The organism is Bacteroides sp. MSK.20.82 (assembly GCF_019052485.1).
GTDB classification, from domain to species: domain Bacteria; phylum Bacteroidota; class Bacteroidia; order Bacteroidales; family Bacteroidaceae; genus Bacteroides; species Bacteroides thetaiotaomicron.
In genome coordinates this window covers 38,890-62,757 of sequence record NZ_JAHQUN010000028.1, presented here as the reverse complement: position 1 = coordinate 62,757, position 23,868 = coordinate 38,890, and the positions used below count along the sequence as shown (strand labels likewise).

The window sequence follows — 23,868 nt, the reverse complement described above, 5'->3', positions numbered from 1 at the left end:
AGTGCAAAGATAGGCGCTTCCAAGGTTAGCGCCTATCACTTTTGTTTCAAACGCTGTAAAAGATGTTACTTGCCGGTGTAGTTTTCATCAATAAGTGCTTACCTGAACGTCTGATACAGTTATTTCACCTTTATAACAGCAGAGTGACCACGGGTTCTTCTGCATTTGGTAGATACGGTTGGTGAAAGATAACTGGTCGTTGATATAAGTCACGCAGACGGACTGGTCACTGTAAATCGTCACACGATATTCATTATCTGCCGGAATATTGAATTTATTATCGAATAAGTATTTGGCATCGTCACCGTCTTTCTCAAAATTCGCTTTGCCTTCATCGGCATTGACATGGATACTATACCAGGAAGCGGAATCCGTTCCACGTACAAAAGAGATTCCGAAACGGTCCGTATTCGAAGCGGTCTTTACGGTGAAAGAAATCTTGTTATGTACTTTCAGACGGTTGAAGATGACGGAGGCACCTTCGCCCAAAGTATAGGTTTTACCGCTTTCGATCACGTTACCATCTTTTGCCATTACTTTCACTTCTTGTGCGGAAGTGTATTTACGGTCGATTGCATCGGGTACTCCGAGGGTTAAAGTACCGTCTTCGTGTTGAATCAGACGTTGTGCTACCAGATTGCCTGCCCATTCGGGTTCTACATCACCAACATTTCCATTATCATTTCCGGCACGTGTGGGACACCAACCCCAAATGTAGCGGTTTGTTCCGTCGGAAGCGGTCTTTCCGGCATAGAATGCGCGGCTGTCCAGCATTCCTTCACGATTGTCCGGCCATATTCCGGCATCATTGGCGGTAGTTGCTTTCAAATCTTCCAGCGTTCTGCCTTTGAAATATTGTACTTTACGCATGAAGGAAGCCTGTTCCGAATAAATCAGATACCACCAGTCCCCCATCTTGAATACATCCGGACATTCGTAGAAACGATCCCACATCATGGTCATAAAGGTTCCGGCAGATTCCCACTCTTTCAGGTCGGCAGAGGTAAATTCGGCGATATGCCCTTTTCCGTTCTTGCGGGTAGCGATCAGCATGTGATACACACCGTCTTCGGTCTGGAACAGGAACGGGTCACGGAAGTCATTCTTGTCATAACCATACGTATCTCCTTTCAGGTAGAAGGTACGGTTCTTGGTCCATGTCTTGAAATCGGGAGAAGTAGCTACCATCACTACCTGAGCATTCTGGTCGGAAGAAGGCTTGAACTTATTACCGGTGTAGAAGGTATAATACAGTTTGTCGGCAGGGTTATAGATCGTTCCTCCTGTGCCGATGGCAGCATCCTGTTCGTCACGCCCTCCGCAGGAAATCAGTTCGCCGAGAGATTCGTAAGTAGCACCGTCTTTGGTAGCCACCCCGAAAATGGGATGGTACGTAGCTTCGGGGTTCGGACGGTAATCTTGCAGGTACATCACTTTAAAGTCCTTGGCAACCGGATCATAGAATGGCATCGGGTCACCTACAAAGCCGACCTGTGGCTTATAGTACATCGAGAAGCCATGCTCATCACTCGATTGGAAGTATGTGGCTGTACCGTCCCAGTCTTTCTGAGTCAAGATGGGGTCAGTCTCGTCACTGCAAGCAGTCATCGAAGCTATCAGTGCGGTAAATGCTATAGGTAAGATCATATTTTTCATCATTGTTGCTTATTCTTTTTATTTACACAAGTAGTTGATTGCATTGAGAGTCATTTGCTCTACGTTGTAGTGATAGTAGTCGGCAGAAGCGTCTACTCCCTTGCCGTACCAGTCATAGCAGCCGGAACCGATACAGAGCGTACGTCCGCTATTGGAACGCGGTTCAAATTCGGCAATGACTACCGCCCCGTCGCCTCCATGTGCCAAATCGATTCCTCCTGTCAGGTTACGCCATGCGTTCAGGTCGTCATAACCTCCCCAGTCTGTCCCGATATGCCACTGCGCTGTGCTATTGGTAATCGCATAGCCGGCATCACAGGTATAGACTGTCGACTTGTCGCCATCTTTCCATCTTAAATCCTGGAATAACGGATGTGATTCACTGCCGGTAATCAGGAAGCTCCATGGGGCAGAGGTGATTTCGGGCGAGTCTTCGTTTCCTCCCCAGCTATTGTTCGGTACACGCTCGTCTTTAGCGATGCCGAGATTGGCGATATAGAAAGTAGCGTAACGGGTCAGCAGCAGATTACCACCATTCTGATAGTAGACTTTAAACTTCTCCGCTGCCGCTTTCGCGTCATCCGGCAAAGGAGGATTGTCACCATTGTCTGCGTGGAAATGCCACCAGATAGCGGTATATTTACCTAAATCCACTTTTCCGTCCACTACATCCTTGAATGAGATATATTCGGACATCGATACATTATCCATCATCCATTGGGCAGCGGCTTTCTCTTCGGGACTCGTCAGAAGGCTGACGGAAGAAGCCGTACCGACAAAGGCAGTCGGAATCACATTTCCCTGAGTAACCGTTACCACATAAGGAGTTACTGCCGAACGGTAAGTTGCCGTGTAAGTAACGGGGTTCGTAAAGTCCTGAATACTTCCGGATGCCGGAGTCACGGTAGCTCCGTCCGTTACGGTAAACGTACCTTTCAACTGAGTGATATCCACTGTCAGCGGAACGACTACAGAAATGGTTTTCGATAACTGGTCTACCTTTCCTACATAAGTATCATTCAATTTGAAGGTCAGTATCTTCGCCTCATCTCTCTTCACGGTAATCGTGTAGCTCATTTGTACATCGCCATTCTTCACCGTCAAAGATACGGGAAGAGAAAAGTCGATTGTCTCACCGATAGCGATGCTAGCCTTGGCTCCTTCGGAAAGATTCATTTCTGTGACCACCATGCGGGTAATATCGTAATCGTAGGGCACTCCTACTACGATTGCCTTATTCTGATAGTCGACAGTTCCTGCGTATTCATCCAGCCGGATAGAGTTCACCCAAACATCTCCGTCCAGACGAAGGCCGGATTTAAAGTCATCACTACATCCTGTGACTGTAAGGCATGCCACAGTCACCAACAGGATAGTATAAAGTTGTTTTATGATTGATTTCATTGTATTCTTTGTTTTAAGATGGTTAGTTACCAACCGAAATTCTGTGTATAATTTCCATTACTTGCGCTGATCTGTTCGAATGGAACAGGAAGATATTCGTTCTTATTTTCCGTAAAGCCCGCATTCTTGTAGATAGAGCAACGGGATGCTTCCGTCACGTAATAAGCATTGATGACATCTTTGGCTTCTCCCCATCTTACAAGGTCAAAGAAACGTGAGCTTTCCATACCGAACTCTACGCGGCGTTCCCATTTCAGCATTTTCATGGCTTCGTCCTGAGCGTAAGCTTTCAGGTCGTAAGGAGTCACTTTGAAGTTCACTCCGTAGTCTTCTTTATAATTGAAGATCAGCATGGTGCTTCCGGCAGCACGGCTGCGTACCTCATTGATTAATGAGATGGCATCGGTGATACGTCCGTCGTTCAACTGAATCAGTGCTTCGGCACGCATCAGCAATACATCTGCATAACGGATCACAATGTGATTCAGAGAACTGGCCCAATAAGAACCTTTCTTCAGACAGTCACAATCGGGATCTACATTCTCTTTGAGAGAAACATAATATCCATAAAGTCCCTTGCTGCGGCTCCAGTCATCATTCTTCTGGATGATGTAACCTTCGTTGTACTTATAAGGAAAGCCCGGCATACCCACCGTATGGAACAGACGGGGATCGACATTGTCTGTAGCCACTTCGTAATTCTCATTGTCGTAGGTACTGAACAAAGGCTTTCCCTGCGAATCGGTTTTGAAAGCATTCACCAGATTCTGGCTCGGCTTATGGAAGTCGCAGCAGCCCAGTATCTGCGGAGTGGTCAGTCCCATTCCCCAATTCAGGTTACCGTTGTAAGTACCGTCGTTGATAGAATACTGAATGGCCCATACAGACTCTGCACCGTTTTCGTATTGCGGCAGGAAGTTCATGCTATAGTCCGTTTCCAGTCCGTAACCGCCTTTAGCCATGATCAGGGGATCGGTGTATTTCACGACCTGTTTCAGGTCTTCTTCGTTGATTCCGGTAAGGGTATTGTCGGCTCCGTCCTGGCGGTAAGCTTTATACAGGTAAGTCTTTGCAAGGTAAGCAGCAGCGGCTGCCTGTGCAGGGCGTCCTTTTTCTATTTGTACTTCCGGCAGGTTGTCGTAGGCAAACTGGAAGTCGTCTGCTATCTTTTGCCATTGCTCGTCATTGGTATAAGTGGTATTCGACAGTTCATTGTAAGCATCCGGTTCCATGTTTTCATCGTTTACAATAACGATCTTCTTGAACAGCTGTTTCAACATGAAGTGAGCGTGTCCGCGCAGGAATCTCATTTCGGCAATGCGCTGGTTCTTCAACGGATAGGTCTTTTCATCCATTTGGTCGAGTGATTGCAGAGCTGTGTTGGCACGGGTGATGCATTGATACAGTCTTTTCCATATATCATTGATATTCCAGTCGGTGGTATTGATACCTTTGGATATTTCCAGTGCGTTGAACACACCGCCGTCTTCTGTTCCCGAACCGCCTTTATAGCAATCGTCGGAACGTACATCATAATTCCAGAGAGAGAAGGAAGAGTTGATATCATCACCTGTCGCCCAGATGGCGTAGGCAGAAATCACCAGATTATCTACATATTCGGGAGAAGCGATCTGATCGCCGGTCACAATACCCTGAGGAACCTGACGGTCCAAAAAATCGTCACAACTGGTTGTCAGCAAGGTAATTCCGATTGTTGCTATATATATTATCTTTTTCATGATCATTCGTTTTATTGATGAAGTAAGTTAAAATCCGATGTTAAGTCCGAACGTGATATTCACAGGGATCGGATAAGAAAAGTTCGGGTTCTCCGGATCTTCTCCGGTAAAATTCTTGCTCTTGATGGTCAGCAGATTCTGTGCACTGCAATAGAAACGCAAGCGGTCCATTCTCATTTTTTTGGAGATAACAGCGGGAACGGTGTATCCTAACTGGATATTACGCAGTTTCAGGAAAGAACCGTTTTCTACGAAGTAAGTAGAGACACGCTGTTCATTGTTCGTATCACTGCGGGTCAATGCCGGAATATCAGAGTTTGGGTTCGTAGGTGACCAGGCATTAAGCAAACGGGTTCCCTTATTCAGGAAACCGACATTGGAAGCACTCCAAAAATCGCTTTTCTTCTTCACGTCACTGATTATATCCACTCCCTGAACGCCTTGCCAAAACATTGTCAGATCGAAGTTCTTATATTCCAGATAAATATTCAATCCGTAGCTGAAAGAGGGAGTAGGATCATAAATCCAGTTCTGATCTCTTTCGTCAATCACACCGTTATGGTCAATATCACGGTAACGGATACGGCCGACAGCAGCGCCTTCTTGAGTAGCATGGTTGTCTACTTCATCCTGCGACTTAAAAATGCCATCAGCAATGTAACCGACTTGTGCGCCGTAAGTATGTCCGACTACACTCTTCACACCATTACCACCAAACTTGCCGTTGGCAGCTACCGTTTCCGGCAATTCAAGAATTTCATTCCGATAAGTGGATATGTTTCCGTTCAGGTCGTAAGTCAGTCCAAAGGCAGTCTTGTTACGATAACCCAGATTAAATTCAAAACCCTGGTTTTTCATTGCACCCGAATTTATCCAACGGCTGCCGCCTTCTCCCAGCACTCCTACTCCTGCCATTTCAGTCAGGATATCTGTTGTTTTCTTGTAGTAGTATTCCAGTGAACCATACAGTGATTGCTTGAACAGGCTGAAGTCGATACCGACATTGGTCTGTGTCGTTGTTTCCCATTTGATATTGTCATTACCGATCTGGTTGCGTTTGAAACCGGAAGGAAGTACGCCTCCACCGTTAGAACCTGTGATATCGTATGCCGTACCGTAGCTCTGTCCGCCGAAAGAATCGGTTGTACCATAGTTAGGTGCATAGATAGTATAACGGGCAAGGTTGGAGATTTCCTGATTACCGGTCTGTCCCCACGAAGCACGCAATTTCAGATCATCAAGCCAGGTCAGTTCTTTCATGAAGTTCTCCTGTGTGATGCGCCATCCCAAAGATACGGAAGGGAAAGTGGCATAACGGTGGTTTTTACCGAACCGGGAAGAACCGTCCCGACGGAGAGTTAACGAAAGCAGATATCTGTCGGCATAAGAATAGTTCATTTTGCCGAAGAAAGAGACGAGTGAATAACCTTCACCGGCACCGTATGCCTGTGCCGTGCCACTACCTGCATCGGGCCACATATAGTCGGGGGTAAGGATAGAGAAGTCTTCTTTGTATCCGGAGAAATGGCTGTCGTCTTCACGGTTCAACTCCATACCTAGCATTACGTCTCCACGATGTTTGCCTACTTCCAGCTGGTAAGTAGCAATGGCGTTCCACATCCATTTCGTCCAGTGTTCCTGCTTGGCTTCCACTGCGCTCTTGCCATTATTGGTCTGCGTTCCTTCCTGATAAGGATAAGTGAAGTAACGTGCCTGCTTGTTGGCATAGTCCAAACCGAAAGTGGAGCGTAAATTGAATCCCTTGAAAGAAGTCAGATTGACATAGGCATCACCGAACATACGCCAGTAGGTGTATCGGTTATCTTTATTGTATTCAAGTACGGCACGAGGATTACGACGGTCGGGCCATCCGCCTACCGGTCCGCCCCATGAACCATCCGAAGCATATACGGGAATAGCGGAAGGAATATCCAGTGCGGTTTCAATAATTCCACCCGGAGCCTGCACTTCCGACGTGCGGTTCAATGTAAAATGCTGACCGATGGTCAGGATATCATCAATCAACTTATAATCGCTGTTCATACGAGCCGAGAAACGATCGAAGTCCGTGTCTTTGATAACACCCAGATTCTTGTAATATCCCAGAGAAAAGAAAGAAGAACCTTTCTCCGAACCGTTGCTGACGGAAAGATTGTATTGCTGGATAACACCAGTACGAGTGATCTCGTCAAACCAGTCTGTGTCTGCCACAGGCATTGTATTCTTTGAATCCAGATATTTGGAAAGAGTCATTCCGTATAATACCGGATTGCCGTCGGCATTGTATCCCCAATTGTAAGCATATCCCAAAGCATTACCGTTCGGATTTTCACCGTCGTTCACGTAGGCTTGCCACATAGCTCGTCCGTATTGCTCAGTGTTCAATACGTTCATTTTACTCTGATACATGGAGGCGGAAACAGAAGCGTCGAAATTGATTTTGATCTGTCCTTTCTTTCCTTGTTTGGTAGTAACGATGATAACGCCGTTCGCTGCACGCGAACCGTAGATAGAAGCGGATGCGGCATCTTTCAAGACTTGAATGGATTCAATATCATTACCATTCAGTTCGTGCATACCGGCTTTGGTAGGAACACCGTCGATTATATAAAGCGGGTCGTTATTGTTCAGCGTACCGATACCGCGGATACGTACGGTAGCCGATCCGCTCGGATTACCATCGGCGGTGATGTTCATTCCGGGGACACGTCCCTGAAGGGCTTTCACCGGATTGTTTTCACCCTGCTTCTGAATTTCGTCTACCTTTACTACAGAAACAGCACCTGTCAGGTCGGCTTTACGCTGTGTAGTATAACCTGTTACGACAACTTCATCTACCATCTGGGTATCTTCTTCCAGTAGTACATTAACGATAGCAGCCGCTTTTACGGTCACCGGTTTATAACCAATATACGTAATCTTTAAAGTAGAGTTGGCCGGAACTGAAAGAGTGAAATTACCATCGAAGTCTGTAATTGTTCCGTTGGTTGTAGCTGTAGTTTCAACGACAGAAGCACCGATAATCGGTTGCCCATCCGTTTTAGAAGTAACGTTTCCCTTTACCGTAATGTTTTGCCCCCACAGGGCCGACATGAAAGCAAACAGGAAACAAACGCTGCAAAGAAGTTTTTTGTTCTTCATGATACCAGGCATTAGTTTAATGTTATTAATTTAAAAGTACGAATTTTCTCTTTTCGATGATGCAAATTACGGTTGATTTAAGTCAACCGACTGAAAAAAATGTTTCAAATGCTGTAAGATATGTTGCATAGAACGCTATTTTATAGGGTTTTATACCCGGATGAAATAAAATTAATAGTTCATAAGTATATCCCCTCGAAAAAGGTTACCTTTGTGTGTCAATAAAGACATTTGCTAATGAATAAACAGAGACCTTTTATACATAAAATAATGACCAAACAACAAGCTATCAAGCTTTTCGAAGAAAAGAAAATCCGTACCGTATGGGATGATGAACAATGCTCAAAGTGGCATTTTATCGAAAATAGAATCAAAAGAGAAGTCAAAAGAGGAATTGAAAGATGAATCAAATGAGTATTCAACTAAATAACTGAATGATATGAAAACAATCTCCAACGAACAACTTACTATTCAGGTATCTCCATATGGAGCCGAACTTTGCAGTATCCTCGCCAATGGGAAAGAGTATCTGTGGCAAGCCGACCCTGCTTTTTGGAAACGCCACTCTCCTGTACTTTTCCCGATTGTAGGAAGTGTGTGGGAAAACCAGTATCGTAATGAAGGTATCGCTTATACATTGAGTCAACACGGCTTTGCCCGTGATATGGAATTTACTCTTGTTTCAGAGAAAGATGACGAAGTACGATACCGCCTTGTCAGTAATGAAGAGACATTACAGAAATATCCTTTCCCGTTTTGTCTGGAAATAGGTTATCGTATTCAGGGTAAGCAGATCGAGGTTATATGGGAAGTTAAGAATACCGGAGAAAAAGAAATGTATTTTCAAATCGGTGCGCATCCTGCATTTTATTGGCCGGATTTTAATGCGGATACACAGAATCGTGGTTTCTTCGGTTTTGACAAGGAAGAAGGATTGAAGTATATCCTCATCTCAGAGAAAGGATGCGCAGACCCTTCCACTGAATATTCTCTGGAACTTACAGACGGGTTATTGCCATTGGATACACATACATTCGATAAAGATGCTTTGATAATAGAGAATGAGCAAATCCATAAAGTGACTCTTTATACCAAGGAAAAGAAAGCTTATTTAAGCCTGCACTTTCATGCTCCCGTAGTCGGTTTATGGTCTCCGCCTGCAAAGAATGCCCCTTTTGTCTGCATTGAACCGTGGTATGGCCGCTGTGACCGCGCACATTACACAGGCGAATACAAAGACAAAGACTGGATGCAACACCTGCAACCGGAAGAAACTTTCAGAGGAGGGTATACGATTGAGATCGATGAATAAGTAATGACAGCCTATTCTGCGAATAGACTGAAGAAACACAGAACAGCTGCCGGACCTCACGGACGGCAGCTGCCAAACACCTAATCTACAAAACCTAACTTAAAAACTAACTCATAAATCCAATCTATGAAATACTGATTATACAAGTGATAAACAATTGATTATATCCTTGATAAATACCTATTGAAAAATAAATCCATCCTTTTATAAACCTAATCTATACACACTAAATGAATCGACTGCGAATGTACCGCCCTTACTGTAAAAACACATACGATTGTATGGCTCTGTAGGGAAAATCAGATTAGTCATCGCTATCTTCCCACCATCCAGAAATATTTCTACCGAACACTTATCAACAAAGACATCCAGTTTGTATTCATTTTCCTTTTGGATAGGCGCCCATGTAGCCAATGCGAAATCATCTATATAATTGATAGAAGTCGTCTTCCGTCGGTCGTGCGCCTCGATCTCGTGCGGAGAGCTGTTCTTCCCAAAATCTACGATGCCGCTTTTCGTACGGTCCATCACCAGCTTCTTTTCCGGAAGATTAAGGTAAATATCCACTTTCTCTCCCTTGTCATTGAAAAGACTGAATCCCATAATTTCCGCCTTTCCAGCTATGATATTCAGAGAAAGCTCATAAGCTCCTTCATTATCAGTCAATAAAGATTCGATGTGATAATCCTTGTCTACCGTGAAGGACGGAACATCCTTGCTTTCTTTTCGTAAGTTCTTAGTTTCCGCTACCGGTGCGGCGGAAAGATAAATATCATTATCCTGTGTATAGAGTCCCAATTCACGGGGCAGTGCATTGGCACTACGGAACTGCCGGGTCGGAACGATATTGCAATACTGCCAGTTGCTCATCCAAGGCACTGCCACCACACGGTCTCCCGTATTTGAGAAACAGACGGTAGCATAGTGATCTTTCCCCCAGTCCAGCCATTTCGTGACATTCGGCAGATTGTCACAAATAAATTTTGTGCCGTCAAAGTCACCGATAAAATATTGAGTAGCACTTCCTCCGAAGTAACATCCCGGATTTACATTGACAATCAATGCCCATTTCTTATGGTTGATATCGCCGTCTACAGGAAGTTCCACCATATCCGGACATTCAAACTGACAGGGTTGCACACCGTATCCTTCGCCAAAGCTACTCAGGTAGTTCCAGTCTTTCAGATTATGGGAGTCATAGAAACGCATTTCCTTATCGGCAGAGACAATCATCACCCATTTACTCTCCGGTGCATACCAGAAGACTTTCGGGTCACGGAAATCTTTCAGACCGTCGGAAGGACGCAGGACAGGATTCTTTTCGTATTTAGTAAATGTTCGTCCATTGTCTTTGCTATAAGCCAGACACTGAATCTGTCCGTTCTTATCGCTGGCAGAAGTATAGTAAGCGAGGATGGAACCTGCTCCGTAGCCCGCCACATTCTCCTGATCGACAATAGAACTGCCGGAAAAGATATGCCCTAATGTATCACGGGCAATGGCAGGAGCCAGATGTTCCCAATGCATCAGGTCCTTGCTGACCGAATGCCCCCAGTGCATATTTCCCCATTTGGAGCCATAAGGGTTATACTGATAATACAGATGATACTCTCCGTCTTTATATACCAATCCGTTTGCATCATTCATCCAGCCATAAAGGGGAGTATGATGGTAGACAGGACGGAATTTATCCGTATTGGCAGTATCAAACGTATCGGATAATTTGATTTCTTCCCAGCAGAGGGCGTCTTTCGGTTTCTTTTGAATGCGCAGAGTGACTGTCTTTGCATCAGCCGGCAAAGCAAAGGGAACAAAATAATCGACCTTTGTCTGTGCCAGACGGATATCCATATCGGTATCCGTTGCGTTCCCCGTATCAAGACGCACCTGACTTTCGTCGGCTTCTTCTTCGATGGGGAGTAATATATAATGGGTAGGATGAACGATGTGGACAATTGTCAGGCTATCCCCCTTCTGTTCAAGAGTGAACGTGCTTTTGGTCGACTGGCAATAGGTCAGTCCAAAGGAAACAGTCAGTGCGAGTACGGCACCTTTACACAGTTTTATCCAAGGAGTTGTTTTCATGGTAACAGGATATTCAGAGTTATACTAGTGTTAATCAAAAATTGACGGAGGCAAAGATAGGGGGTATCTTCACCTTCGTCTATAAACTTTGTTTCAAAGAGTAACATTTTTGATACATCATTGAAAAAAGGGAGCTACAGGCGTACAGAGTGTGTTTTAAACTACATGACCAACTGTGTGACCAGCCGCCAAGACAGGATTTGAACCTGTACCTCAAGTCTGTAAAGACAAGCGTTCAACCGAATCGTTAACAGCGAAGTATCTCTATACTACGGCATCCCTTTCTGTTTTTTAAAAGCAGAAGTAACAGGCGAAAAGAGAAACGGGGCACGTCAATGCCGGAGTCGAACCGGATAGTCTTGCTGATTTTACAACTTCACTATTCCTCCCCTAAAATGAGACGAAGTAACTCTTCTCTACGACATTCTGCTTATGTCAAAGTAAAAAACAAGGTAACAAACGAAAAGAGACTATAACCTGCTCTATCCAACTGAGCTATGCTTTTCCTTAAAGAATAAGGAGAGCAGCGGGAGTCGAACCCGCGACCTATGGTCGTCCCAAACGAAGTAACTCTTCTCTACGACACTTGTTTCTGTTTTTTTCCGTAAACCGGAATCCTGAGAACTCCGGTTATATCACTATCTTTTTTATCTCCTGCAACGCATCATTTCCCTTGTCGATTGCAGACAAAATATCAAATATCTTATCCGACCATCCCGCTATTAAAAATACATCGTCACGAGTGATATCCAGCGGAGTGTTGCCATATCCGCTTAAGTCAAACAGATACAACTTGGCTGCCGGACAAATTTTCTTGTACTTCCTCCACAAATCCGTTATCTGCAAATCACTATGGCTATTCCACAACTGACAGTCGGTGAACATCATTATCTTATCCATCTGCGCCTTCCGGTCTATCAGGTCTTTGATAACCAAATACCCGTTTGTAGAGTATCCCACTTCACCTTCCCTTTTATAGAAAGCATCGACATTGGACAAGATACCCGTATCGGGCAGATTGATAATCTTCCATCTATCGCCAAAGATACCCGTCATCACCTGCTTGCAACGTGACTTCAATAACATTCCCAGCAGCAAACCGATGTCATAGTACAATACTTTACTCTTTGCCGAAACCGGACACTGCATGGAACCGGATACGTCACAGGCTATCAGCACACGGATAGATTCATCAAATCCGGTAATATTGCGAGCAGATACCTGCACGGCACGTTCCAAAGCCGTCATCAACATCGTAGCATAGAGCGAAGGAGTCTTCGACAACTCACGGTAAGCAGCCAAAAAGCGGAAAGGCAACTGCCTGGAGTTCTCAACCGCCTTTTCGGAAGACAGCCTCTTCCCTACTGTCAGAATATGATCTGCGGAAACTTCCGCTTCCAATATATTCCTCAGATTGCGCAGCAAAGCCATGTATCCTAGTTTACCACTGTCTATCAATTCTTCCCATTTGGCACGGAAAGCTTTTCGCCGTTCTTCTTCCGTAGCAAAGGTACGCTGACCTAAAGCAGACAATTCTGTCTCCCAAGTATAGGGAACCGGAAGATTATCGTTAACTATTCCATTGAAAATTTCCTGTTGCCGTTCATCTTTCGCTTTCGGGTGCACAAGAAACAAGGCATCTTTCAGACAAACTTCTGCCGAACGGTTATACTTGGCAAACTGGTACGCATCGAATGTATTGAATGCATCCTGTAGCCCTGCCTGCAACTGTTTGGAAAGACGGTTCAGTTTCTTTGTCCCCGTCCGCCGGTTTGCCTGCTGATAACAGGCCAGCAGTTCGGTGATTTCATCGGCACGCCGAACGGTACGGGCAGTTACCCGCTTCACCAGATTGTCGCCCTGGTGGATACGCGCCAGTTCTACCGCCATCACCAAAGGGATGGAACGCAGGTTCATCGTTTCCCTTGCGTACGCCGCCAGTTGCGCCACAAACAAAGGGTTACATTTTCCGATGAGCGTACGGACCCTTTCTATTCTCTCTTCCTCCTGCTCATAGAAACTGTTGTTCAATGAAGTAGTTACCACGGATGTGTACAATTCCCATTCGGGTGTCAGCCGGTAAGCCGGTGCCGATTCTTTGTTCAGCACTTTATTCATTCCTTTATTTATCCAGTTAAACTTCATCATTTATACTCTTTATTTGTTTTCTTTTGCAAAGATACGGGGGTGGGTACGCAGCCTTTTTGCGTACCTCAAATTATTTTTCTACTTTTGGAGAAAATCTTTATACTTCCGCCTATGCCGGTCAATAGAAATGCCTTGATTCGTTATAAAACGATTGATAACTGTCTGCGTAATCCTTATCGTCGCTGGACACTGGAAGACTTGGTAGATGCCTGCTCGGATGCCCTTTACGAATATGAAGGAATCGACAAGGGAATCAGCAAACGTGCCGTACAAATGGATATACAGATGATGCGCAGCGAGAAGCTGGGTTATAACGCACCGATTGTGGTATACGAAAACAAGTATTACAAGTACGAAGACCCGGAATACAGCATCACACAAACCCCGCTGAACGAACAGGACCTGAAAACGATGTCGGAAGCCGTGGAAGTTCTGCGGCAGTTCAAGGGTTTCTCCTACTTCACGGAGATGAGTGAGATTGTGAACCGGCTGGAAGATCACGTAGCCTCCGCCCGAATGAAGACGACTCCGGTCATCGACTTCGAAAAGAACGAATCTCTGAAAGGGCTGGATTATCTGGATACCATTTACCATGCCATCGTCAACGAACATCCCCTGCAACTTAAATACCGTTCGTTCAAGGCCCGTTCGGCAAACAGCTTCATCTTCTATCCTTATCTATTAAAGGAATATCGCAACCGTTGGTTCGTATTTGGAGTCAGAAAAAGCGGACGGATATTGCAGAATCTGGCTCTGGACAGAATCCATTCGTTAGAGGTGTTATCGCGGGAACCCTTTATAAAGAATACATTCTTCGACCCGAACACATTCTTTGACGACTTGGTAGGGGTGACCAAAAACTCCGGAAGCAAAGCCGAGAAGGTCGGTTTTAAAGTAGCCGCCAACGAAGCCCCCTACATCCTGACCAAACCGATACACCACAGCCAACGAACCATAGAAACATTGGAAGACGGAAGTGTGATTCTTGAAATAGAAGTAGTCATCAACCATGAACTGGAACGGGTATTCTTCGGATATGCCAACGGAATACAAGTTCTTTACCCGCAGACACTGGTGGAGCTAATAGAAAAGAAATTAAGGAGGGCGGTAGAACAATACGAAAAGCCCAAGTGAGTTACATTCGGATAAAAAGCAAGTAACCGGACCATTTTCATCCTTTCCGGAGAGAAAAAGACATTTTATGATACAATTAATTCCATTTTAATGAAGAATTAATTTGCTTTATCCTCTCTTTTTAATGGTTCGACCTTTACTTTGCCCTTGATAATACCGAAAAACTCATTAAATTATGAATATGAAGAGAAGTTTAATTTTACTATGCGGTCTGCTGACCGGCTTTACCTTGCAATCTACAAAGGTAAACGCGCAGACACAAACAGTGGCTAATGACCAGAAACTGGTCTATCCCTACACCTTTGCCCCCAGCGAAGGTCTGGTGAACCAAACAGAAAAGGAACATCGACAAGAGATTTGCATCAACGGTTATTGGGATTTCCAGCCTGTCCGCTTGCCGAAAGAATACGTTCAGGGAAAAGGTATCGCTCCCGAACTACCCCTGCCGGAAAACGACAGCGAATGGAGCAAAACACGTATCAAAATCCCTTCACCGTGGAATATCAATGCTTTTGCTTACCGCGACCTGGAAGGTCCCGACCACCGCAACTACCCTTCATACCCCAAAGAATGGGAACAAGTGAAAATGGCATGGATGAAGAAGAATGTCACCATCCCTGCCGACTGGTCGGGGCAACAAATCAAACTTCACTTTGAGGCCGTAGCCGGATATTCTGAAGTCTACGTAAATAAAGAAAAGGTAGGCGAGAACTTCGATTTGTTCTTACCGTTCAGCTTTGACATCACCGATAAAGTGACTGCCGGCGAAAACATAGAGATACTGGTAGGCGTACGAAGCCAGTCGTTATTCGAAAACAATGCGACCATCGGACGCCGCATTGTTCCGGGCGGATCGATGTGGGGGTATCAGATCAACGGTATCTGGCAGGATGTATATCTGTTGGCTTTGCCGAAAATCCATCTGGAAGACGTATACGTAAAACCGCTGGTATCAAAGAATACACTGGAAATAGAAGTAACTCTTCAGAACCGGACAGAGAAGAAGACTGATGTACAACTACAAGGTAATATCTGCGAATGGGTGAACTGCGCAGGAACAGACGTCAACTCCGCTCCCGTTCCGAACTGGACGCTTGGTAATGAAGCATTGAAAGTCGCTCCTACGAAACTGTCCCTGCCAGCCAAGGCTTCACAGAAAGTGACCTTGCAAGTACCTGTCGACAAGGACATATTAAAATACTGGACTCCGGAGCATCCCAACCTGTATGCCCTGTTACTTTCCGTCAATAACCAGAAACAGACTGTCGATACCAAATACGAACGTTTCGGCTGGCGTGAATGGACATTGCAAGGTACTACACAATACCTGAACGGCGAACCTTACGCATTGCATGGTGACTCCTGGCATTTTATGGGTATCCCGCAGATGACCCGCCGTTATGCGTGGGCCTGGTTCACCGCCATTAAAGGGATGAATGCCAACGCAGTCCGTCCGCACGCGCAAGTCTATCCCCGCTTCTACCTTGATATGGCTGATGAAATGGGGATCTGCGTACTGAATGAAACAGCCAACTGGGCCAGCGACGGTGGTCCGAAACTGGACTCCGACCTCTTCTGGGAAGCATCCAAAGAACATCTGAAACGTTTTGTCCTGCGCGACAGAAATCACGCGTCCGTTTTCGGCTGGAGTATCAGCAACGAAAACAAACCCGTTATCCTGCACGTTTACAATCGCCCCGAACTGATGCCGGTACAAAAGAAGGCATGGGAAGAATGGCGTGACATTGTACATCAGTACGACCCTACCCGCCCGTGGATTTCAGCAGACGGGGAAGATGACGGTGACGGTATATTGCCCGTGACCGTAGGCCACTACGGAGACATCAACTCCATGAAACGCTGGATCGAAATCGGAAAACCTTGGGGAATCGGTGAACACAGTATGGCTTATTACGGCACCCCGGAACAGGTTGCCAAATATAATGGAGAACGCGCTTACGAATCACAGGAAGGCCGTATGGAAGGGCTGGCTAACGAATGTTACAACCTCATCGTCAACCAAAGACAGATGGGAGCCTCTTACAGCACAGTCTTCAATATGGCATGGTATGCCTTGAAACCGCTTCCACTCGGCAAGAAAGACAAAAGCAAAGCTCCCACCGTTGAAGCTGACGGAGTCTTCTTCGGTGATTACAAAGAGGGAGTTCCGGGCGTGCAGCCCGAACGGGTAGGCCCTTATTGTACGACGTTCAACCCCGGTTACGACCCGACCTTGCCGCTCTATCAGGAATGGCCGATGTACAGTGCTCTACGCGCAGCCAATGCTCCGGGGCAACCGGCCTGGTCTCCTTATGCTGTAATCGACAAACAACAGTACGATCATCGCAAAACAACAACTCCTTCCAAAAAGTATAAGGAAGTCATCTTTATCGGTAGTCAGAACAGTAAATTAAAGCAGCTGATGGATGCGCAAGGAGTCATATTCGCCAAGAAGGCAAACACTCCTTCCCTGTTGCTCTATATTGTAGACGGTAGCCAAAAGTTGGATGCTTCTACCAAAGATGAGATGCAAAAGCAAATCGCCAAAGGTGCGGATGTATGGATATGGGGACTCACACCGGAAACGGTAGCCGCATACAATGAAATTCTTCCGCTTCCGGTGTCCTTGGATAATCTGCAGCGTTCTTCTTTCCTGCCCGTACAAAAGTCATGGATGCACGGACTCAATAATTCCGACTTCTACTTCTGCGAACTTCAGAAGACCAACGCTTCCAGCTACTCGCTGAAAGGAGCTTTCGTAGAAGAAGGCGAGGTCTTGCTGAACGCCTGTAAGACCGACTGGAGAAAGTGGAACAAACGCCCGGAAGAGATCAAGACTGCCGGAACGATCCGCAGTGAATACGAATGTACAGCCGCCACTCCTGTATTTGTAAAATGCCAGCAGAACGCTTCCACTTTCTATCTGAACACATTAACCGAATTTGCCAACTCGGAGAAGGGGTTCAACACTTTGAGCGCTATCCTGAAGAATGCCGGAATAGCCTTCCAAAAGCCGGAAGTCAATATCGACGAGGTCTTCTTCCTGCGCGACGAACAGATCAACTTCCCCGTAGCCACCAAAGAGAAACTGGTGAAGGACAGCGACGGTGAATGGACACTGGAACTTTATGTATTCAGTCCACGCCCTCTGGACGACCTGTTGATAGAGCCGAACATGCCGAAACTATCCCTCTTTGTGAAAGCAAAGAAACGTGCGCTGCTCATCAACGACAAACCTTATACGGCTGTATCCCACGACGGACGCAACGAAATCATCTACAAAGAATTGCCCTTGCTGCAAGGATGGAATAAACTGGTGATCAAACTAGGAGCCGGAGACCGGAACGACTTCACCGGCTATTTCAAATGCGATAACAAGAAAGATTTCCTTCCGTTGTTGAAAGCAGCTTTCGTGAATCCGGAAACCAAATAATAGTAAATAAATATATGATGAAACTTACACACATTTTAGCCTCGGCGGCTATCATTTCAACGCTGAGCGCATGTAACGGTAGCCTGCAAACAGCGGATCGGACACCGGTCGATTACGTCAACCCGTATATCGGCAACATCAGCCATCTGCTGGTTCCCACGTTCCCCACCATCCAGTTACCCAACAGTATGCTTCGTGTTTACCCGGAACGCGCCGACTACACCTCCGAACTGCTGAAGGGGCTTCCATTGATTGTCACCAATCACCGGGAACGTTCCGCATTCAATTTCAGTCCCTATCAGGGAGAAAAGCTGCGTCCGGTCATAACGTACAACTATGACAACGAGCACATTACTCCTTATTCTTTCGATGTGGAACTGGATGACAACCGTATGAAAGCGGAATATGCGCTTTCCCACCAGTCGGCTATCTACCGGATAACGTACGAGGCAGACAAACCGGCTTACCTCATCGTAAACTCCCGCAATGGCTCTATCCACGCCAACGAGAACTTCATCAGCGGCCGCCAGCAACTAAATGACAACACCAATGTCTATGTATATATAGAAGCACAGGAGAAGCCGATAAGCGCCGGCATCCTCGAAAACGGCACTATTGAAACAAGTAAGGATAATGCCGAAGGCGCAAACGCCTGCGCGGCATGGCGCTTTGCCGATGGAACCACAACGGTCAACCTCCGCTACGGTATTTCTTTTATCAGCGAGGAACAGGCCGAAAAGAACCTGCACCGCGAATTAAAAGACTATAACATCAAAGCACTGGCAGAAGCAGGACGCCAAATCTGGAACGAAACGTTGGGACGTATCCAAGTAGAAGGAGGAACGGAAGATGACAAAACCGTATTCTACTCTTCTTTCTACCGTACCTTCGAACGCCCTATCTGCATGAGCGAAGGCGGCCGTTACTTCAGCGCCTTCGACGGAAAAGTACACGAAGACAACGGTACTCCTTTCTACACCGACGACTGGATTTGGGACACTTACCGTGCCGCACATCCTCTCCGCACACTGATCGACCAACAAAAGGAAGAAGACATCATCGCATCCTACCTGCGCATGGCGGAACAAATGGGCAATATGTGGATGCCTACTTTCCCCGAAGTAACAGGTGACACACGCCGTATGAACTCCAATCATGCCGTTGCCACGGTAGCCGACGCACTGGCAAAAGGGTTGAAAGTAGACACGGCAAAAGCCTACGAAGCTTGCCGGAAAGGGATTGAAGAAAAGACGCTCGCCCCGTGGTCGGGAGCACCGGCCGGCTGGCTGGACAATTTCTACCGTGAAAACGGTTATATCCCCGCCCTCCGTGTGGATGAACCGGAAAACGACCCGAACGTACATCCTTTCGAGAAGCGCCAGCCTGTCGCTGTCACTCTGGGAACCAGCTACGACCAGTGGTGTCTCTCCCGTATCGCCCAAGCTCTGAACAAGAAGGAAGAGGCCGAATACTATCTGAAATGTTCGTATAACTACCGGAATCTCTACAATAAAGAAACCGCTTTCTTCCATCCGAAAGATAAGGAAGGACAATGGATTGAGCCATTCGACTACCGTTTCCCCGGAGGCATGGGAGCCCGTGAGTATTATGGAGAAAACAACGGCTGGGTTTACCGCTGGGACGTGCCACACAATGTAGCCGACCTCATCAGCCTTATGGGAGGAAACGAGCAGTTCATCGCCAACCTTGACCGCACTTTCACCGAACCGCTGGGACGGAGCAAATATGCATTCTACGCAAAACTGCCCGACCATACGGGTAATGTAGGCCAATTCTCGATGGCGAACGAACCGTCTCTGCACGTTCCTTATCTTTATAACTACGCCGGACAGCCGTGGAAAACACAGAAGCGCATCCGTCAAATGCTGAAAACATGGTTCCGCAATGACCTGATGGGTATTCCGGGAGATGAGGACGGCGGAGGTATGACTTCATTTGTGGTCTTCTCCTCCCTGGGCTTCTACCCTGTCACTCCGGGATTGCCGGCCTACACTATCGGAAGCCCGCTTTTCACAGATGCCAAGATTACACTCAGCAACGGAGCTGTCTTCGAAATCGAAGCTAAGAATGCTTCCGATGACAACAAATACATCCAGTCCGCCACGCTGAATGGCAAAGAATGGAACAAATCATGGTTCAGCCATGATGACCTGATGAGCGGTGGCAAGCTAGTATTGGTAATGGGCAACAAACCCAACAAGACATGGGCCAGCGGAGCAGAGGATGTTCCTCCATCATTAGAAATCAAGTAGCTATATTCTAGCGATTAAGCGCAAGAGGGTTGTCGAAGAATCATCGAAATAACATCTGATTCTTCGACAATACCTCTTGTCATATTCTCCGGACGACAGCTATCATATACGAGTATTCCAACACTTTGGTTATATAAAATAAGTCCCCGATTCTTATGAATATCATATTGTTTTTCGTACTTTTGCCACATAGGAACAGATTCAAGTAGAAGTACTATGAAATATCAACTGCAATTATTGATTTTTATCCTGCTTTGCCTGGCGGGCAGACTGGATGCGTCTCCTTTATATGATTACGGACTTTATCTTAAGTCTCATGCCGTACCGGCACCGGAAAGGTCTACCTTATATTTGGATGACAACCAACCTTTCTCCGTAAAAAACGACTTAACCATTTCTTTTCAGATATATATACGTGCCAATGAAGCCGACTATGGCTCCATTCTTCATCTGAAGACAGACAAAGGCCAGATAATACGCTTTTCGTTTGTTGCAGGCGAGCAAAACCATGCTCCCGCTTTAATGCTCAATGATGAGATTATCATCATTGACAAACCCATAGAACTGGAAAAATGGATCAATGTCTCGCTGAATCTACGCCAAAAAGACAATGTGATCGAAATAGAATACGACAAAAAAAAGATGTCGTCCACCTTCCCCCTGCAAGAAACAAACAGTGTAACGATTACATTCGGACAGATGTTAGGCTATCAGGCGGAAGTAGCCCCTGTCAACTTAAGGGATATCAACATCATACAGGACGGCAAACTGACAAGAGAATGGAAATTATGGAAACATAACGACAATCTCTGTTATGACGAAAAAGAGGGAGCCGTTGCACGTGCTGTCCAGCCTCTCTGGCTGATAGACAACCATATCGAATGGAAAACAATCAATAAGATCACGACTTCCAGCAGAGTAGGCATAGCATTCGACGCCCGTTGCGCCTTATTCTATGTAGTCAGTCCCGAATCGGTGAAAGTGCTGGACGAAGACGGAAGACTCAAACAAGAGACTGCCGTACGCGGAGGATATCCTGCCGTAGAATATCCCAACCACCTACTGTATGATACGCTGAGCAATGCACTGGTATCTTACTCGCTGACAGAAAACATCATCTCCCGCTTTTCGTTCGCCGACGGCATGTGGAGCAACGAAGTGCGGAATACCAAAGAGCCCAACAACTATAACCATGCCAAAGCATTTAATCCCGCCGACTCCTCATTCTACTTTTTCGGCGGATATGGCTTCTATAAATACCGTAATGACCTGTTCCGCATGAAGTCCGGCAGCGAAATTATGGAGCAAATTAAATATGATCATCCGCTTTATCCCCGCTATTCGGCTGCTATGGCAGTAGTGGGCGACGAACTATATATCTTTGGAGGCAAAGGAAACAAATATGGTAAACAGGAATTGAGTACCCACTACTACCTCGGCCTGTATGCCATCAATTTAAAAAGTAAACAGTCCCGCACCATCTGGGAGAAAAAAGACGATAACAAGGAAACTATCATGGCTTCCTCCATGTACTTCGAGCCGGCAGACAGTTCTTTCTATGCCGTATCTACGGACAACGGGGGAACACTGTGGAAAATTTCCATGAAAAGCCCTGTTTATACAGAAGTTTCAAAACCGATCAATAACCGACTGGATTATCAGGACTGCGATTTTAACCTTTACTATTCACCGACTCACAGGAAACTGTTCCTTGTATTGGACAAGATACTGAACAATCGTACGCACGATATTAAGATCTATTCCATCAATATGCCTTTAGTCAACGAGATAGATATCCGGCAGTCAGTGGATGAAATGGGCTCCGGCAAATGGTGGAATCTGCTGTATGTCATCGGTGTCCTGGCAATACTAGGTTGCGGTGCCTGGTTGTTCTATCGTTCAAGAAGCAAACGTCAGCCAATCCAATCGTCCGCAATCTCAAAAGAAACACCTCAATCGGTTACGGCTCCAAAAGCTATCTCTGAGAATCAAGAGAAAGTTACTCCGACAATGCCGGAACAAGAAAACGAGCCCGCACCGAAAGAGATAGTCCACTACTACGATCGTAGCCGTTCTTCCATCTCATTGCTGGGGTGCTTCAACGTACGCGATAAAGAGGGAAATGATATCACCGCCAATTTCACTCCCCGTCTGAAGCACTTGCTTATTTTGCTGATATTATATACGGAAAAGAATCCGAACGGTATCCTGACCTCCAAAACAACGGGAATCCTATGGCCGGATAAGGAAGAGACGGCTGCCCGCAACAACCGTAACGTAAATTTACGCAAACTGCGGGTATTACTGGAGAGTATCGGTGATGTAGAAGTCGTGACGGAAAACAACTTCATGCACATAAAATGGGGCGAGAACGTATTCTGCGACTATCGCGAAGTACTTGCACGCATCCAGCAATTCAAGGAGAAAGAAAACAGCGAGTTACTCAACCGGATCCTGGAACTTCTGCTGTATGGACCATTATTGCCCAACACTATTCTCGATTGGTTGGATGACTTCAAAGAAACATACTCCAGCCACTCCATCGACTTGTTGAAGGATCTGTTTGAAATCGAAAAGCAACGCAACCATCCAGACATGATTCTCCGCCTGGCAGACATCATGTTCCTGCATGACCCGCTGAATGAAGAAGCATTGGCCGCCAAATGCGCTGTATTCTCCGCACAGGGAAAGAAAGGGATTGCACGAAATCTGTATGACCGTTTCTGCAAGGAGTATCGGGACTCGATGGGAGAAGATTATAAAACACCATTCGCCGATTTATAACTGTATAGCTTTACTTCTTTCTTCACAGAAAGGAACAAAACAGCAGTAACTTCATTCTCCTCCTTCGGGAAGGAGGAGTACCCGTAGGGGGAGGTGGTAGGTGAATACACATGGCTGATTATTAAGTTGATGCGCTCACCTACCACCCCGGCTTTCAGCCACCCCTCCTTCCCGAAGGGAGGGGAATTGAGATACTATCGATTTATTCAAATCTGAATCGGGAATGAGCTAAACTAAACCGTATGGATAGGTAATCAGATGTACGAAAGAAGCATGGAGGACTTGACAAACCGCTTTTTATGTTGTATATTTGTAAGTAGAAACCGGAAGAAAATTCGATAACATTGATAATATAGACGAAAAATGAGCGATAATAAGTATAATATAATAACAGATTACAGGCATTTCCACTTCGGATAATGTTTTTCGGATAGTCTGATACAAGCTAAGGGCTGCGATTCTTTATGGGAATTGCAGCCCTTTTTGTTGCTTTAAATTAATATTTATCACTAAAATAACGATGTCCAAGTTTATAATAAACTTGGGGGACGTTTATAATAAACGATGAAGGAATTTATTAATAAACGATTGGAAGTTACTGCATAATCGGTCAATATCTTTCGTATAGATATGGATGCTGACCTTGAAAAGTTCTTTATCCTTTAAATAAGTAAATGAATTATTGCGACAATGATTCTTTTCTTTTTTTATGTCATAGGACTAAAAACCTCACTGTACCATTACGAATGAATCGACAAG

12 protein-coding genes are annotated in these 23,868 nt (G+C 45.7%); 6 read left to right on the top strand and 6 right to left on the bottom strand.

Annotation, left to right across the window (positions count from 1 at the left end; translation table 11 throughout):
• Positions 1–87 precede the first annotated feature (87 nt).
• Genes KTR07_RS19160 through KTR07_RS19145 form a run of 4 tightly spaced genes read right to left on the bottom strand, consistent with a single transcriptional unit; the run spans position 88 to position 7,940 of the window.
• On the bottom strand, positions 88–1,656 hold the full coding sequence (locus KTR07_RS19160) for a glycoside hydrolase domain-containing protein (protein WP_048698303.1): 1,569 nt from the start codon (positions 1,654–1,656) through the stop codon (positions 88–90).
• Positions 1,657–1,674: 18 nt separating this feature from the next.
• A complete protein-coding gene (locus KTR07_RS19155; protein ID WP_008763287.1) occupies positions 1,675–3,060 on the bottom strand; it encodes a DUF4960 domain-containing protein in 1,386 nt (461 codons plus the stop codon).
• A 26-nt stretch (positions 3,061–3,086) separates the two neighbouring features.
• On the bottom strand, positions 3,087–4,799 hold the full coding sequence (locus KTR07_RS19150) for a RagB/SusD family nutrient uptake outer membrane protein (protein WP_117981693.1): 1,713 nt from the start codon (positions 4,797–4,799) through the stop codon (positions 3,087–3,089).
• Positions 4,800–4,826: 27 nt separating this feature from the next.
• Positions 4,827–7,940: a TonB-dependent receptor gene (locus KTR07_RS19145; protein WP_181981980.1), complete on the bottom strand. Its 3,114-nt coding sequence runs from the start codon at positions 7,938–7,940 to the stop codon at positions 4,827–4,829.
• 237 nt (positions 7,941–8,177) lie between these two features.
• Here KTR07_RS19145 and KTR07_RS19140 point away from each other — a divergent pair, with 237 nt between their 5' ends.
• Both KTR07_RS19140 and KTR07_RS19135 read left to right on the top strand, forming a co-directional pair.
• The gene (locus KTR07_RS19140) at positions 8,178–8,345 is read left to right on the top strand and encodes a hypothetical protein (RefSeq protein ID WP_165938096.1); all 168 of its coding nucleotides are present in this window, start codon (positions 8,178–8,180) and stop codon (positions 8,343–8,345) included.
• A 34-nt stretch (positions 8,346–8,379) separates the two neighbouring features.
• Positions 8,380–9,252 (top strand): aldose 1-epimerase family protein, encoded by an 873-nt coding sequence (locus tag KTR07_RS19135; RefSeq protein WP_113748296.1) that lies wholly within the window; start codon positions 8,380–8,382, stop codon positions 9,250–9,252.
• Positions 9,253–9,456: 204 nt separating this feature from the next.
• On the opposite strand, the gene KTR07_RS19130 is transcribed toward KTR07_RS19135, so the two are convergent.
• Positions 9,457–11,337 (bottom strand): DUF4980 domain-containing protein, encoded by a 1,881-nt coding sequence (locus KTR07_RS19130; RefSeq protein ID WP_113748295.1) that lies wholly within the window; start codon positions 11,335–11,337, stop codon positions 9,457–9,459.
• Between the two features lie 630 nt (positions 11,338–11,967).
• A complete protein-coding gene (locus KTR07_RS19125) occupies positions 11,968–13,485 on the bottom strand; it encodes a TROVE domain-containing protein (RefSeq protein WP_225710334.1) in 1,518 nt (505 codons plus the stop codon).
• 111 nt (positions 13,486–13,596) lie between these two features.
• On the opposite strand from KTR07_RS19125, the gene KTR07_RS19120 reads away from it, so the two are divergent.
• The 4 genes from KTR07_RS19120 to KTR07_RS19105 all read left to right on the top strand — a co-directional run bounded on the left by KTR07_RS19120 (position 13,597) and on the right by KTR07_RS19105 (position 23,109).
• The gene (locus KTR07_RS19120; protein ID WP_008767775.1) at positions 13,597–14,619 is read left to right on the top strand and encodes a YafY family protein; all 1,023 of its coding nucleotides are present in this window, start codon (positions 13,597–13,599) and stop codon (positions 14,617–14,619) included.
• A gap of 181 nt (positions 14,620–14,800) precedes the next feature.
• Complete coding sequence (locus KTR07_RS19115; RefSeq protein ID WP_032841480.1) at positions 14,801–18,052, top strand: glycoside hydrolase family 2 protein; 3,252 nt, start codon at positions 14,801–14,803, stop codon at positions 18,050–18,052.
• A 17-nt stretch (positions 18,053–18,069) separates the two neighbouring features.
• The gene (locus tag KTR07_RS19110) at positions 18,070–20,325 is read left to right on the top strand and encodes a GH92 family glycosyl hydrolase (RefSeq protein ID WP_008767773.1); all 2,256 of its coding nucleotides are present in this window, start codon (positions 18,070–18,072) and stop codon (positions 20,323–20,325) included.
• Between the two features lie 216 nt (positions 20,326–20,541).
• Entirely contained in the window at positions 20,542–23,109 is a 2,568-nt protein-coding gene (locus tag KTR07_RS19105; protein WP_008767772.1) for a hypothetical protein, read from the top strand.
• The last annotated feature ends 759 nt before the right edge of the window (positions 23,110–23,868 follow it).